We start from the raw sequence: 15,360 nt of genomic DNA on the forward strand, positions 1-15,360 counted from the left end.
GAGTATCGACGCGCAGGAGTGTGCTTGTTAAAGAGAGCGCCCATGAAGATTTTCATCGACTCGGGCGACATCGCCGAAATCAAAGAAGCGCAAGCGATGGGTGTGATCGACGGTGTGACGACCAACCCGTCGCTCTTGGCGAAGGCGGGAAAGCCCACGCGAGCTGCGATCGCCGAGATTTGTGCCGTCGTTGACGGACCTATTTCGGCCGAAGTCGTATCGACCGACTGCGAGGGCATCCTGCGTGAAGGCCGCGACCTCGTGAAAATTCACAAGAACGTGGTGGTAAAAGTGCCGCTCATCGAGGATGGGCTGAAAGCGGTGCGCGTCTTTTCCCAAGAAGGGATCAAGACCAACGTCACGCTGTGTTTTTCAGCGCCGCAAGCGCTGCTCGCAGCAAAGGCCGGCGCGACGTACATCTCGCCGTTCGTTGGGCGGATCGACGACATTGCCGGTGATGGGATGGACCTCATTGGGCAGATTGTTCAGATCTACAAAAACTACGATTTTGCGACGGAAGTTTTGACGGCGAGCGTGCGGCATCCCGTGCACTTCGTGCAGGCGGCGATGATGGGGGCGCACGTGGCGACCTTGCCGCTCAAGGTCATCAAGCAGCTTTTGAAGCATCCGCTGACGGACATTGGTCTTGCGCAGTTCATTGCGGACGCGAAAAAGATCCCGCAAGCGTAACGTGAAGCGCACGACGACCAAGACAAACCCGCGCTCGAAGCCGCGTTTGCAGGCGAAACCTCGCGAACTTGCACGTCCGCCCAGCGTGGTGGACGTGACCGCGAGGGGTGGTCCTTTTGCGGGAGTTTCGAGTGCGGTGATTCGCCGGCGAGCAGCGAAGATGCTCGAGCATCTCGGCCTGGAAGGTGTGGAGCTCAGTGTGGCGCTCGTCGATGATGCGGCAATTCGCGAGCTCAACCGGACGTATCGGCACAAAGACAAACCGACGGATGTTTTGTCATTTCCGCTGCACGAAAGGCCGGCGGGATGGAAGCCGAAGGGGGCTCGTGGGGCCGAGATTGGCGCTGGTTTTCCGTTTACCGGGCCCATTGGAGACGTGATTTTGTCGATCGATACGGCTCGTCGGCAGGCCGAGGGGGCGGGGCGCCCGCTTTTGGCCGAGCTGACGATGCTCTTGGCGCACGGGTTATTGCATCTTCTTGGTTACGACCATCGCACGGACGCAGAAGATCGCGAAATGACCGCGCGTACAAGGGAGCTGGAAGCGGCGGCTCAGGCACAAAGAAAAAAGATTTTGCAGGGCTAGAACGAGATTTGACCTTGCTCGAGTGCAATTCGCCTGTTAAACGGTGCGCCGCTCGTGTCCGGGACGTGTTGGATATGAGTTATTTCGAGCGACCGTCTTGCATTCCGCGGTCGTTTTTGAGGAGGACAGGATGCCCTCTAGCAAGCTGACGAAAGCCCAGATGGTTACCGCTCTCGCCGAGAGCACTGGCCTGGAAAAGAAGGCCGTGAACGGCGTCCTCGACGCGCTCTCGACGCTCGTAGCCAAGCAACTCGGACCCGAGGGTCCGGGCGAGGTTACGATCCCGGGGCTCGTCAAGCTGAAGGCGAAGGCCATTGCAGCGACCCAGGATCGTCAGGGCGTGAATCCTTTCACGAAGGAGCCCATGACCATCAAGGGCAAGCCAGCAAGCCGCAAGGTGCGCTCGGCGCCCGTCAAGGCGCTCAAAGATCAGCTCACCGGCTGACGCACCTCATCGATTCTTCAGCCTGACGAACATCGGACGGCGGACTAATTCTTCATTCGGAAAATCCGAATGCGGAATTAGTCCGCAGTCGACATGAAAGGATCCGAAGCCTCGAAACCCGCTGTTTGCTGAATTCATTTCAGCAGTGTCGGATACGCGACTTCTGATCGTTCATTACGAACCAGCGCGAGTCTCACCGCTCGCGCTGGTTTCGTTTTTGTCGACGGCTTGTTTTTCGGCGCCGTCACCCTGAGGGCGATTCCAACTCGCTCGCCAAGCGAATGCTGCGATCGTGATTGTAAGCAATACCGCGAGCGGCAAATCTCCAAATCGAGCGTATACTGTAAGCGAACCATCGCCAATTGTTGGCGTGGCAATGATCGTCGATGCCTTGGGGGATTCGTCTCGCAGGACCTCGATACCGCGGTCGTCCACCCAGGACATGACGCCGAGGTTGACCGAGCGCACGAGATGCACGCGATGCTCGACGGCTCGCATGCGCGCGAGGCGGGCGTGTAATTCGGGTTCCGCGGAGCCCAAGAACCACGCATCGTTCGTCACGTTCACGAGCACGTTCGGCCGCACTTCGCGTACGACCCTGCGGCCCACATCGGTCAGCGTGTCTTCGTAGCAGTTGAGCACGCCGAAGCGCACGTCACCGCCTTCGCGCGGGAGCATGAGCGCGCGCGCTTCGGTGCCTGGGACGAGCCCGCCGCTCTTTTGAAAGATGCGCCGTAGCCACGGCAGGTGCGCGCCGAGCGGCACGGTTTCGCCGAACCACAAGAGCTCCAGCTTGTCGTAGGACGGCTGAATCGCTCCGTCGGGCGTGACGATCGTTGCGGAGTTACGGCTATTGAGCTCGAGTTGGCCGTTGCCGATGCTCTTGGGGCGTTCGAGCGTGATGAGGCCGAAGAGGATGGGACCTTGCAGGTCACGGCCGAGGATTGAACGCGGGCCGCGCGGATTACGCGCGACGTCGTGGTCGAGCGGATAGGGGTACGCGGCTTCAGGCCAAACCGTGAGATCGACGCCTCGAGCTTCGGCTTCGCGCGTGAGCGCTTGCAAGTTTTGCAGGATGCTGGCGTGATTCTTTGGGTCCCAACGATCGAGCGGTCCGACGGCCTGGTTGACGAGCGCGATGCGCATCGTTCGCGCGGTCGTCGATTGCTTGGCGAGCGAACTGATTCGCCACGAGCCATACGCTGCGACGACGGCGATGATGGTGAGTGCAGCGGCGAATGGATACGCGATCGTTTGTCGGAAGCGCTTGGTGCGAAGCTCGGTCGATAGCGCAGCTTTCAAGGCACGTGCGAGCAGCGCTGCGCAGATGGCGAAGAGCACGGAGACGCCTCGTTCGCCGATGAGATCCGCGAGCTGAACGAGGGACGTCCACGGACAAACGATGCCAGCAGGTGTCCACGCGAAGACGGACGGCAGCGACAGCGCGATGAGTGTTCCTGTGGCAAACGCAACTTCGAGAGGCACCTTTGCTCGACGCTGCACGAGGTTTGTCGCGGCGGAACCGATGCCCCACAGCAGTGATTGAGCGGCAGCGAGCAGTACGAGTGCCGCCACGGCAGCGGCCGTTCCGAGCGACGTGAAGCGCTGGACGACATCGGGAACGAAGCGCATGCCGACAATGCCGGCTGCAGTCGCCCACGCGACGCCTCGACCAAACGCACGCGCAGTCGAAGGCGCATCGTCCAGCGCAAACGCGAGCATCGCGAGGCCGATGAAGAGGGCCGGGTAGATGTTGGTGGGAGGCGTGGCCAGAGCAGCAACGGCTCCGCCGATGATCGCGAAGATCAGCTTTTGATGGCGCTGGAGTCGTTCCATGCGTGGCGCTCGAGGTTTACGAGGCTCGTATTACCTCGCGCGGCAGAGCACGGCGACTCGAAGCGAGCGCGCGTGTGTGCTTGGAATGGAGGTTAGTCGAGGGGATCGGGAAGGAGTGGGAAAGGCGGGCGAGTCACCACCAGAGCGTCAAGCCACCACGGAAGAGTCCGCCGCCCGAGGTGTTCGTGGTGCGTCCCGATGCATCGATGTACTCGGGAAGTTTTTCCGAGGCATCGTCATTGTTCTTGCCGCCCTTGTGGCCATGATCGTCGTCGATGTCGGTCCGCTTGCGGACAAACCCGAGTAGATCGACGTTGAAGGCGAGACGCTTGGACAAACGGAACTCGAGGCCCACGCCGAGTTGGCCGCCGAAGTACTTGTAGTCCGCGCCAAACCCGGTGCCGTCGTTCGTCGCCGTGAGGAGCTGGTGGGGTTGGTCGGAGGTAACGGTCGCACGCGACCAGTTCACGCCGCCCATGAGGTAAAACTGCGTGCGGCTGCGCGGGTTGACGTAAAAGATGCCGTTGAGCGAGAACGGCATCTCGACGCGATCGAAGCCGTTGTAGTCGGTGCCGCCGATGATGTCGAAACCGGCATCGACTGCGAATCGCGCCCAGGGGCGATAACGCAAGCTCACACCGAAACCACCCATGCTCGCATCCTGTGAAGCGCCGTCGAAGCGGTCGCGATCGCCGCCGAAGCTGACGCCTTGCAGACGCGCATTGACGCCCCATTCGGAGCGCCACGCGCGTGTGACAGGACGAACCATCGGTTTTGCAACGGAGGTGCGAACACGCGTCGTTTTGCGAACGACGACACGGCGAGCGGGCGGAGGCGGCGGTGCCTTGCGAACGACATGCGTTCGTCCGGGCGCAATGATGATGATTTGCGGCGGAGGACTTGCTGTTTGGCGCGGTTGGTACACGACAACCGGCGGCGGCGCGTGTCGCGTATCGCGCGCTTGCGGCACAGGCAATGAATCGGCCGGAGGCGGTGGGGGAAGTGCATCGACTTCGGTCGTAACGGTCACTTCACTGGAGGGTGCTGCTGCGTCTTCCGCCGGGCAAAACCACGCGCCGGGCGGGCAGTTGCCCTCTTGCGCGAACGCGGTAAGCGGTTGGCTCAACGCAGCGGTCACGATCAAAGCTGGGGTCAAGTAGCGGCGCATGGGACAACTCCTCGTTGTTTCTGCTTTTAGCCTAGCAACCGGAATGCCATCGGCCAGGCAGGCTTTACAGACGGAATGCGCGTGATCTCGTTCCAATCGTCGTGCATCGTTCGCCACGGAGGGCTGTGATGGAAGGTTCACACTTCGCAAAAAGCCCACCGCTACTGAACGATACCCCACTTCCAACATCGCCGGCATCAGCAAAACCTCAACGCACATCGAAGTTGCCGACGCCGCACTGTCCCACCCGGTCCGCGCAATCATGAATGCTCAAACGAAATCTTTGCACCTGCCCGCCGCGAAACCCGTGGCCGTCAATACGCGCCGCGGCACTACGCCCCGCGTCACACTCAAGGCAGGACATGTCAGGCCCGTCTGGACTGGACACCCGTGGGTCTTTGCGCAGGCCATCGCGCGAATCGAAGGCGGTGCCGTAGCCGGTGACGAAGTCGTCGTCGTCGACCCTCATGGCGCCGTGCTCGGTCGAGGGCTCTATACCCCGCGTTCAGCCATTCCCGTACGCATGTTCACGCACGAGGATGCCCCCATCGACGGGGCCCTCCTTCGTCGGCGTCTCGAACGAGCCATTCAGCATCGGCGTGACCTCGGTCTCCCAAGCCTCGCACATGGACACGAGACCACCGCGTATCGACTCGTTCACGCCGAGGGAGACGGCCTTCCGGGGCTCGTCGTCGATGTTCTCGGCGACGTCTTGGTCGTTCAAATCGGTACGATTGGCATCAAGCGGCGCGAGGGCATCGTGTTCGATGTCTTGTCCGAAGCTCTCTCGCCTCGCGCCATCGTCGATCGCACGTCGGCTCAGCTTGCTCGCATGGAAGGCTTCGAGCCTGGCGTGGGCGTCGTGCGCGGCGACGCTTCGCTCGATCGGTTCAGCTTCATCGAGCGAGGCCTTCGTTACGACATTCCGCTGACGCTCGGTCAAAAGACAGGGTTTTACCTGGACCAACGCACGCTTCGAGCTCGCATCGAGCAGCTCTCGCACGGCAAACGAGTGCTCGACGCGTTCTGTTTCGTCGGCACGTTTGCCATGGCGGCTGCTCGCGGAGGCGCCAGCGAAGTCGTTGCGGTCGACGAAAGCGCGCTGGCTGTCGAAGTTGGTGCCGAGTGCGCGCGGCAAAACGGCCTCGTGGGTCGCATCAAGTTCGAACGATCCGATGCGCGCAAAGCGCTCGCGCGGGCATCGCAAGAAGGTGGATTCGATCTCGTCATCTGCGATCCGCCGAAGCTCTCGCCGACGCGTGGATCGAAAGAGGGAGCTCTCGGCGCCTATCGAGCTCTCGCTGCTGCAGGTTGCAAAGCAACGCGTGCAGGAGGGATCTTCGTGATGTGCTCGTGTTCGAGTGCGATATCGCTCGACGATCTCACGCGTGCATTGGCGCTCGGAGCGCGTGACGCGCGCATGCACGCGGTCGTGTTCGACAGACACTTCCAGGGGGCCGATCATCCGGTGAGCGCAGCATTTCCCGAGGGGCTCTACTTGAAGAGCCTCATCGCGCGCCTCGAGGCTTTGTGACGAAGTCGCCGCGTCCGCTGTCCGCGCTTTCGAACGCCGAGGCCAAGCGCCTCACCGGGCTCGTCTTCGATCTCGATGACACCGTGCTCGACCATGGCGCGTTGACCGAGGAAGCGTACTCGGCACTTTTTCGCATGCGTGAAGCGGGATTGCGTCTCGTCGCGTGCACCGGGCGTCCGGCGGGCTGGGCCGAAGTGCTCTTGCGTCAATGGCCGATCGATGCGGCCGTCGCTGAAAACGGTGCCGTAGGGCTCGTCAAGCGGACGCAGCACGCTGGTGCGTCACGCATCGAAACGATGTTCCCGACAAACCCCGATGCGATGCGTGCCGAACGAGAGGAGCTTCTGCGGCTTGCCCACGAGCTCGTGGTTCGTTTTCCCGAAGCTGCGCTCGCAGACGACAACGCCGCTCGCTGGACGGATGTCACGATCGATATTGGCGAGCATCGAAGCGTTGGAGCTGAAGTCATTGCGGCGATGCGATCCGACGCGCGCTCGCGAGGTGTCGTCACGTTTGTCTCGAGCGTCCACTTGCACCTATCGTTCACCGCAGGAGACAAGGCCTCGGGCACGCTTCGGTTGCTGCAAGCCCGGTTTGGCGAGTCAAGTGAAACGGCTTGCAGCGCGAATGCATTCGTTGGCGACAGCGGCAACGACGCAAGCGCCTTTTCCGTTTTTCAAACTACATTCGGCGTGTCAAATGTAACGAAGTACCTATCTTCTCTGCCCGATCCCCCCAAATTCGTCATGAAAAACGCGATGGGAGCGGGCTTTGCGGAACTGGCGAAGCACCTGGTCGCCCTGCGGGGAAGTGCTTCGAGCTGACGTTGCGCGTTAGCAATTGTGGCCCAAATTGCTATGCCAACGATCGCTGACGATGGTGCAGTTTAGGAAGGTGCAACAAATTTTTCTGTGGTTCGATATGTTCGCAGGCCCGAAGTGGCTCACCACCCGGCAACATGGATAGACTAGCGGCTCTGCCACGAGGTGTGGCCGCGGGTTGTTCACCGAGGCGGTTCCACGTGGATCGGCGCATGTTCATCGGTTGAATGGCATCTCGCACCCCCGCTCCTGGCGCAATCGTCGACAACAAGTACCGCCTTGCTGAACGCATTGGTGGTGGCGGGATGGGTCACGTCTTCAAGGCCGAGAACGTGCTCGCCGGGCGATCGGTGGCGATCAAGTTCTTGCACCCCGAGCTTGCGGAAAACTCCGAGCTTGCGCAGCGATTTTTCCAAGAGGCGCAAGCCGTCAACCGCATTCGCCATCCGAACATCGTCGACGTCATCGACGCGGGCGTAGGGGAAATGGGCCCCTACATCGTGATGGAGCATCTCGAGGGCGAGGCGGTTGGTTCATCGCTGCAGCGGCTTGGAAGATTCGAGCTCGATGGGGCAGTCGCGACGGTCATTCCCATTCTCGAGGCGCTCGATGCGGCGCATCGCGTGGGCATCATCCACCGCGATCTCAAGCCGGAGAACGTGTTCATCGCGTATGACCCTGGGCGTGGTCAAGCCGTCGTGCGGCTCTTGGATTTCGGCATCGCAAAGGTGATCGATTCGAACGGCCCTTCGCCGCGCACGCGCACGGGCGTGGTGTTTGGCACGCCCGACTATTTGTCACCGGAGCAAGCGACGGGAGATGCTCCGATCGATGGTCGCAGTGATCTTTTCGCCGTTGGCGTACTTCTCTACGAGCTGCTCACGGGCACGCGACCTTTTCGAGCACCAACGGCTGTAGCTACGGCGTTCCGCGTCGTTCACGCCGAAGCTCCGACGCTCGCTGCTGCGGGTGTGAATGTCGACTCGCGTCTCGAAGCAGTCGTTGCTCGGCTTCTGCAAAAGGATCCGATGAAGCGTTACGCGACTGCGGGCGAAGTTGCGCGTGAGCTCGAGAAGTTTTGTCCCGATCCGGCGCGACGCGTTTTGGCGCTCGGCAGGATCATCAACATCAATCGTCGCATCGCGCTGACGCCGCCTCATCCAACCGGCATGGGTGCTTCGCCTGGTGTCGCTTCTCCGCCGCCGCCTCCACCTCCGATGTCGCTTGGAGACTTCGAGCGACCGTTGCCCTCGGCGCGCGAGCCGATGTCGGTAGGCGCGATGCGATCGGGGCCTCGCTCGACGTACGACATGCCTGCTCCGTCGGTTCCGCATGCATCCACGCGTGTGGTGCCGATGGCAGCGTCGGTGCGCAGCGTTGATTCTGGGCAGTCGTCGCGTGGAGATCACAGCCATGCAACACGCGTCAGTGCCGAACCCGTGGCTTCGCCGCCGGCCCCGCGCATACCGGTCAACCAGCGCATTTCTACGCTGACGAGCGCGCCGAACCTCCTCGGCTCGATGGCGGGCAGTCCGCCCGCTGCAAAGCCTGTGCGTGCCATGTCTGCGCGCTTTCCGGGCATGTACCAAGTGCGCGGTGCTGTGCTGCGAGCTGTCGACAAAGCGCTCATCGAGGATGCGGGACCGAAGGTGCGCGAGCAGATCATTGGTCAGCTTCCGCAGCGGTATGCGGACGATTTCCTCAACGACTCCATCAACGCGCTCGTTGCGTACGATCTCGAAGCGCTCGACGCATACATGGACTTGGCGACGTCGCTCTCGCTTCACGAGCCGAATCGGTGGCGTGCACTGGGGCGATCGGCGATCGGGGGGGAGTTGCATAACACCGTGCGCAGCGTGCTCAGGCCAGCACCGGATCTGCAGATCGCCATTCGCCGAGGCATCTCCATTTGGTCGCGCCTGTTCAGCTTTGGCACATGGAAGATCGGCTCGTCGGCGCCGGGCCGCGTGCTGCTCCAGGTTGGCGAGTTCGATCCTGCGTCACTCGCGCTCCGCTTGTGGGTCGTAGGAGTCGTCGAAGAAACGGCTCGTCGGGCTGCGAGTTACGATGTGCGAGTGAATATCGCTGCTGGTGAAGCGGCGTTTTCGCCGGAGCTGGCTTGCGAGCTTTCATGAGCGATGTGCCCGAGTTTGTTCGGGCACATCATTTGTAGCTCAAACGATTCGAGACGATGGGTCAGGTGGGCTTTTCGGCCTGGAAACAGGTCCGGCAATACACCTTCTGGCCTTCGGCGGGTTTGAACGGGACCGTTGCTGCGGCGCCGCATGCTGCGCACGTGATGTCGGTCGACATGCGATTTCGTTGGTGCCCGGGGGCAGCAGCCGAAGTTCGACCAGCACCCAGTCGTTCACGATTCGGGCGCAGCGCACCGTTGTGTTTGTCGTTGTGAAACGAAGGCGCGCGGTAGTTGCCATCGCTCGCAGGTCCACGGCGCGAAAACGTCGGCTTCAGCGACCAGCCGCGTGACGTGTGCCCAGCGAAGTGAGGATCGGGCATGGGGCTTCGGTATTCATTTACGTCGCCGGTGCTTCGACCCACCCACCCGCCGCCGTTTTGATTGGGTTGGCGTGGCGCGCGCCCATGGCGGGCCGGCGTGCGAGACGAGGCATCGGAACCTCGTCGCTCGTTGTTCGATGCGTTCGCACGCCAGCACGGTTTGCACATCGTGGGTGGCGTCGTGATCCCGCGCTCGGCGCGGGCTGCTGCGGCTGCGGCCGAAAAAACGAACGTCACACCGCAACTCGCACAAACTATGTCCTCGTCTTTGGGCTGCTCCATGGATTTCGGCTGTTCCTTGGCCGGCGTTTCCGTCACGACCCGTGATACATGGCTTTTGCCACCGAGGTATACCCAGCACAGGGCATGCCTCACGGTGCTCTCGCGGGCACGGTGTTGACCTTTCCGGGTCGAATCGTGCCGTAGTACGAGCGCGATCGCGTGGAAGTCAGGGTGGCATGTGCCCTTCTCGGGTCAAGAGGCCTGATTTTCTCCGTCCCGAGGAAAATCGTGCTTGGCGAATTGCACCTCGGATTCCCAAGGGTCGCAGCGTGTTGCCTGCGCTCCAATCGGTACGCGCCCATGACGATGTGTCGCGTGTAGTTTCGAGAGTGCTACAAGGGGCGGGGCGGCCTGCTTCGTCAATCGCGATCGCAGGCCAATTTCGCGCGCAACGACAGCGAGATCATTGAAACCACGCGATGAGCCACGTTCCTCTGCATCTGTCGGTCACGGACTTCGACGCCTACGCGCCCGAAAAGGCGACGTCGAAGGCATATTCGCGTCCGCGTCTCGAAGTCAAACAGCGCTTTCTTTCGTGGGCGCGTGCCGTTGTCGCTCGTCTCGCTGCGCTCGGAATCAGCGTCGACGTGCATGGATCGGACGAGCACCCGACACTGCGCAACAAGAGTCGCGTCGACTGTCAGTGGGTGTTTTTTTCGCGTGACCGCGTCGCCAGAGACGAGCTTGATCGGCTCCTCGATGCTGGTCGAACGATCTCGGCCGCCATCGATGATCCGAGCCCGTTTGCTCGTCATGCATTTCTCGCCCTCCGGCTGGACTCGCTGCGCGTCGAGGTGTGTTTCGCCGTGCATCCCGAGGCGCAGGTCGACATCGACAACTTGCGCGCGCGTCTTTCGGCGAAGGCCGAAGCGCGTGAAGGCGTCCAAGCACTTTCGGCCGAGCTCACGACAGCACTACATGCGCTACCCGACGAGTTTGCCATTGGAGTCGGGGACGAACGCATTGCCGCGCATGCAGCCACGCCAGCGGTGATCGAGACGATGCTCGAACGTGCCGCGGAAGGACAGGTTCCTCTTTGGATCGGCTGGTCGGTGCCTCGCGACGTTGCGCTCGAACACGTCGATACGATTGGCGAACAACTCGAAGACGCGCTCATCGCGCTCGCTCCGATCTACGTGCTCGTGAGTTGGTCGCGACAAAACGATCACATCGCGCTCGATCGACGCTTGGAAGGCATCGAGCGTGAACGTGCTCGGACACATGCCGAAGTCGAAGCGCAAACGGAGAAGTGGCGTGCCGAGCAAGCGGCAGCTCGTGAGCGATCGCTTTCCGAAGCGCGAGCGCGCGGCGAAAATGAACATCCGCGGCATCACGGACCGGGCTTTGGTCGTGGACCCGGAGGTCCGCGGCGTCCACAGCTCGACTCGCTCTTCAAACCCGGCTCTGCGGCTGCGGGGGATCGCGAACGGCGTGAGGTTCGGGATGCCGAACCAAAGAAAGCCGCTGCAACGCCGGCGGGGCGAGGGCGTGAGCAAGGCGAAACGACGCCGCGTCCGCGCCCCGTGGCCCCCGTCGAGCACGGACCCGAGCAACCGTCGCGTATTTCAATCCAAACCTCTTCGGCTCCTTCGCCCACGACCATCGAAAAAGGTGCACGTGTGCGCGTTTTGCGTGGCGCATTCGCCGAGAAAATCGGCGTTGTGAACGAGCTGGACGGGCGCGGTGGAGCGCGCGTCATGCTCGGCCTGCTCTCGACGCGTATCGACACCACGGATCTCGTCCTCGTGCCGGATGCGCGCGAACGACCGGCACTTCAAAGCTCGCATCGCAAGCCCGCTACGCCAAAGGCGCGCTAATGCCGTCCGAACATCGCCCGAAGTACGTCGTCGGCCTCGGCGCGCAGTTTCGCCGCAACTTGGGCCTCTACGCGGCCGGAGCTGCGTTCCTCGCGGCGCAGCAGTTTCTCATGGCACGTCGCGACTTCCTCGTTCGCGATGCCGTCAACGCTGCTGAAGCTGCGCTCGCAGATGCCGCCGTTCGCGATGCGATCTTCATCCTCGTCGTCAGCATCGCGGCGTTCGTCGTTCGAGTCGCATCGCGAATCACGATGTTCACCGGCGGACGCAACGTCGAGTACGAGCTGCGAGCTGCGCTGCTCGATCACCTGCACAAGCTCGGCCCCGCCTTTTTCCGTAAGATGCCGACTGGCGACATCATGAGTCGCGCGACGAGTGATCTGCAGCAAGTGCGCCTGCTCTTGGGGTTCGGCATCCTCAATGTCGTCAATGCGGTGCTTGCGTTCGGCAGCGCCATCTTCGTGATGCTCAGCAACAGCGTACGCCTCACACTCGCGTCGCTCATCACGCTACCGCTCTTGATGCTCGTCACGCGCTCGTTCTCGACGCGCATGTTTCAGCGCATGCGCCAGAACCAGGAAGCGCTTGGCAAGATGAGCGATCGCGTTCTTGCGAGCCTCGCGGGTGTGCGCGTCGTGCGTTCGTTTGCGCTCGAAGAAGCAGAGAAGACGACGTTTCGCGCGGCAAACGACGACTACATCGCGAAGAGCTTGTCGCTTGCCCGACTGCGCGGATCGATGCAGCCCATCATGGGCGCGGTGCTCACCGTAGGTATGCTCGTCGTGTTTTTCTACGGCGGGCATCTCGTGTTTCACAAAGAGATGTCGAAGGGAGAGTTCCTTTCGTTCCACCTCGCTCTTGGTCGGCTCGTCTGGCCCATGCTCGCGATTGGGTTCGTCACGTCGATCGTTCAACGCGGGCGCGCGAGCTACGCACGGCTTCATCAAATCTTCGAAGCGGTGCCCGAGGTCGTCGACGGACCCCTTCCTGCGCCCTCTTCCGTGAAAGGTTCGCTTCGCGTCGAGGGATTGTCGTTCGCGTACGGCGATCGCAAGGTGCTCGATGGCGTATCTTTCGAGGTTCCTGCGGGTAAATCGCTTGCCATCGTAGGTCGCACGGGTTCGGGCAAGAGCACCGTGGCAACGCTGCTTCCGCGACTTCTTCCGACGCCAAAACGTTCCATTTTTCTCGACGACGCAGATGTGTGCGATCTACCCGTGGAGACGGTTCGTCGGAGCATTGGATACGCGCAACAGGATGCGTTTCTTTTCTCCACGACGGTTGCGCAAAACATCGGCTACGTGCTCGACGATGCAGACTCGCCTGAGGCCATGGCGAAGATTCGCGCTGCTGCATCCGAGGCTGGAGTGCTCGACGAAATCGAGGGTTTGCCCGATGGGTTCGACACGGTCGTCGGTGAGCGCGGCGTGCAATTATCGGGCGGGCAACGTCAGCGCATTGCGCTCGCGCGAGCGCTGCTTCGTGAGCCACGCGTGCTCGTGCTCGACGATCCTCTCTCCGCCGTGGATGCGAAGACGGAAGCGGCGATCCTCGGTGCGATCGAAAGGCAGGCGGCGAAGTGCACCATGGTGCTCATCACGCATCGCGTGGCTGCGGCGAAAAGATGTGACCGCATCGTCGTGCTCGAGCGTGGTCGAGTCGTCGAAGAGGGGACGCACGACGAGCTCGTGGTTGCAGGTGGCGTGTACGCATCGTTTGCCGAGGAACAAGAAATCGAAGCGAAACTCGCGGAGTTCGGAGCCGAAGACATTCCGTCGTCGATCATGGAGGCGCAGGTCGCATGACGGCGAACGTTCGAAACGGTGGGGCCGCGCCTGCTGGTAAGACGCGTGCCGAGAAAGCGCTGGCCCGATTCCACGAAGAGGACGGACTTCGCGAAGGTTACGACCTGCGCATGTTGCGCTCGCTGTGGCCGTTCATGCGCCCGCATGCGGGGCCTATCGCGTTGTCGCTCGGACTGCTCATCATCAACTCGGCGGTGTCGATTCTCTCGCCGCTGGTGACTCGTCAAGCTTTCGACGCGCTCGACTTGCCCGGTGGATTCACCACGTTTGCCAGCTACGGGGCGCTCTTGCTCGGGCTCAGCATCCTCGAGCAATCGCTCGGCTTTCCGCAGATCTACCTCATGCAGCTCGCGGGTGCGCGTGCGATGGGAGATCTGCGCGCGCATGTTTTCAAGTTCCTGCACACGCGAAAGCTAGCGTTTTTCGATCGCACACCCGTAGGGCGCCTCGTCACGCGCGTGACGAACGACGTCGATGCGATCAACGAAGTGTTTGCCTCGGGCGCGTTCAACGCGATCGGCGATCTCGTCAAGCTCGTGGGCATCGTTGCCGCGATGCTCTTGCTCGATTGGCGTTTGGCTCTCATCGCGTTCATCGCGCTTCCGCCCGTTGCGCTGCTCGTCAACTGGACGCGCAAACGATTGCGTGACGCGTTTCGTCGGATCCGTTCGACGACGGCGCGCATGAACGCGTACCTCAACGAACAGATTTCGGGCATGGCCGTCGTGCAAGCGTACGCACGCGAGGAAAAAGCGGCGGCGGAGTTCGATCAGATCAACGACGCGTATCGGCAAGCGAACAACCAGTCGATCATCTTCGACGCGACGCTCGACGCGGCCATCGAGCTCGTCAACACGCTCTGCATTGCCACGATGCTTTGGTACTTCGGTGGTCGATCGATTCAATCTCAGGTGTCGTTCGGAACGCTCTTCGCGTTTGTCCAGTACATCGACAAATTCTTCGTTCCGATCCGCGACTTGTCGGCTCGTTTTACGCAGCTTCAGTCGGCGATGGCGGGAGCTGAACGAATTTTCCAGCTCTTCGAGAACACCGAGGAAGATGCGCCGGTCACGACCCCAGCCGCGCCTAATGGCACTTCCGACATTGCCTTTGAGCTCGAACGAGTTTCCTTTGAGTACAAACCGAATGTTCCCATTTTGAAGGACGTCTCGATTCGTGCTCGACGTGGCGAAAAAATCGCGCTCGTTGGAGCTACGGGTGCGGGCAAAACCACTGTCGCGTCGATCCTATTGCGCCTTTACGAGGTGAAGGAAGGCGTGGTCAAGGTTTTCGGCCGCGAGGTTCAGGCGACGCCGAGAGACGAGCTGCGTCGCAACTTCGCCGTCGTGCCGCAAGAAGTGTTTCTTTTCCCGGGAACGATTGCGTCGAATATCGCAGCAGGGGACATCGAGATCGATCGCGGGCGGGTGACGCGTGCGCTCGAGCGCATCGGAGCACTCGACCTTTTCGAGCGGCGTGAGGGTGGAATCGACGCGAAGGTGGAAGAACGCGGGTCGAACTTTTCGGCGGGCGAGCGTCAATTGATAGCGTTTGCACGGGCGCTTTATCGAGATCCGCCCATTTTGGTGCTCGACGAAGCGACGGCGAACATCGACAGCGACACCGAAGCTCGTTTGCAGGCGGCTGTTTGGGCGGCAATGCAGGGCCGCTCCGCGCTCATCATTGCGCATCGGTTGTCCACGATTCGAGCCGTCGATCGCATTGTGGTGTTTCACAAGGGGCGCGTCGTCGAGCAAGGCAGTCACGAGGCGCTCTTGGCGCAGGGCGGCGCTTACGCGAAGCTCTATCAGTTGCAGTTTGGCAGGGATGAACAAGCGAACGTCGCGGCGGAGTGACGC

General features: G+C 61.7%; 12 protein-coding genes. 9 read left to right on the top strand and 3 right to left on the bottom strand.

Annotated features, from left to right (window positions below):
- Positions 1-42: 42 nt before the first annotated feature.
- The 3 genes from fsa to IPM54_04385 all read left to right on the top strand — a co-directional run bounded on the left by fsa (position 43) and on the right by IPM54_04385 (position 1,721).
- A complete protein-coding gene (fsa, locus tag IPM54_04375; protein ID MBK9259051.1) occupies positions 43-690 on the top strand; it encodes a fructose-6-phosphate aldolase in 648 nt (215 codons plus the stop codon).
- A gap of 160 nt (positions 691-850) precedes the next feature.
- Complete coding sequence (ybeY, locus tag IPM54_04380) at positions 851-1,276, top strand: rRNA maturation RNase YbeY (GenBank protein ID MBK9259052.1); 426 nt, start codon at positions 851-853, stop codon at positions 1,274-1,276.
- A gap of 130 nt (positions 1,277-1,406) precedes the next feature.
- Positions 1,407-1,721 carry an HU family DNA-binding protein gene (locus IPM54_04385; protein ID MBK9259053.1) on the top strand — a complete coding sequence of 105 codons (315 nt, stop codon included), beginning with the start codon at positions 1,407-1,409 and terminating at the stop codon, positions 1,719-1,721.
- A gap of 174 nt (positions 1,722-1,895) precedes the next feature.
- Here the strand turns inward: IPM54_04385 and lnt are convergent, their stop codons facing one another.
- Positions 1,896-3,557 carry an apolipoprotein N-acyltransferase gene (gene lnt, locus IPM54_04390; GenBank protein ID MBK9259054.1) on the bottom strand — a complete coding sequence of 554 codons (1,662 nt, stop codon included), beginning with the start codon at positions 3,555-3,557 and terminating at the stop codon, positions 1,896-1,898.
- A gap of 133 nt (positions 3,558-3,690) precedes the next feature.
- Positions 3,691-4,725 carry an outer membrane beta-barrel protein gene (locus tag IPM54_04395; GenBank protein MBK9259055.1) on the bottom strand — a complete coding sequence of 345 codons (1,035 nt, stop codon included), beginning with the start codon at positions 4,723-4,725 and terminating at the stop codon, positions 3,691-3,693.
- A gap of 262 nt (positions 4,726-4,987) precedes the next feature.
- Here IPM54_04395 and IPM54_04400 point away from each other — a divergent pair, with 262 nt between their 5' ends.
- The 3 genes from IPM54_04400 to IPM54_04410 all read left to right on the top strand — a co-directional run bounded on the left by IPM54_04400 (position 4,988) and on the right by IPM54_04410 (position 9,215).
- Entirely contained in the window at positions 4,988-6,259 is a 1,272-nt protein-coding gene (locus IPM54_04400; protein ID MBK9259056.1) for a class I SAM-dependent rRNA methyltransferase, read from the top strand.
- Positions 6,256-7,083: an HAD-IIB family hydrolase gene (locus IPM54_04405; protein ID MBK9259057.1), complete on the top strand. Its 828-nt coding sequence runs from the start codon at positions 6,256-6,258 to the stop codon at positions 7,081-7,083. Before IPM54_04400 ends, IPM54_04405 begins: the two co-directional genes overlap by 4 nt.
- Positions 7,084-7,307: 224 nt before the next feature.
- Positions 7,308-9,215 carry a serine/threonine protein kinase gene (locus IPM54_04410; GenBank protein MBK9259058.1) on the top strand — a complete coding sequence of 636 codons (1,908 nt, stop codon included), beginning with the start codon at positions 7,308-7,310 and terminating at the stop codon, positions 9,213-9,215.
- A 61-nt stretch (positions 9,216-9,276) separates the two neighbouring features.
- Here IPM54_04410 and IPM54_04415 read toward each other — a convergent pair whose 3' ends face one another.
- Complete coding sequence (locus IPM54_04415) at positions 9,277-9,972, bottom strand: zinc-ribbon domain containing protein (protein ID MBK9259059.1); 696 nt, start codon at positions 9,970-9,972, stop codon at positions 9,277-9,279.
- A 326-nt stretch (positions 9,973-10,298) separates the two neighbouring features.
- Here IPM54_04415 and IPM54_04420 point away from each other — a divergent pair, with 326 nt between their 5' ends.
- From IPM54_04420 to IPM54_04430, 3 genes are read left to right on the top strand one after another with little or no spacing between them, the layout of a single operon-like run.
- Entirely contained in the window at positions 10,299-11,696 is a 1,398-nt protein-coding gene (locus IPM54_04420; GenBank protein MBK9259060.1) for a KOW motif-containing protein, read from the top strand.
- Positions 11,696-13,501 (top strand): ABC transporter ATP-binding protein, encoded by a 1,806-nt coding sequence (locus IPM54_04425; GenBank protein ID MBK9259061.1) that lies wholly within the window; start codon positions 11,696-11,698, stop codon positions 13,499-13,501. The genes IPM54_04420 and IPM54_04425 overlap by 1 nt, the downstream gene beginning before the upstream one ends.
- Entirely contained in the window at positions 13,498-15,357 is a 1,860-nt protein-coding gene (locus IPM54_04430; protein MBK9259062.1) for an ABC transporter ATP-binding protein, read from the top strand. The genes IPM54_04425 and IPM54_04430 overlap by 4 nt, the downstream gene beginning before the upstream one ends.
- Positions 15,358-15,360: the final 3 nt, after the last annotated feature.

This window comes from Polyangiaceae bacterium (genome assembly GCA_016715885.1).
Classification (GTDB): Bacteria; Myxococcota_A; Polyangia; order Polyangiales; family Polyangiaceae; genus Polyangium.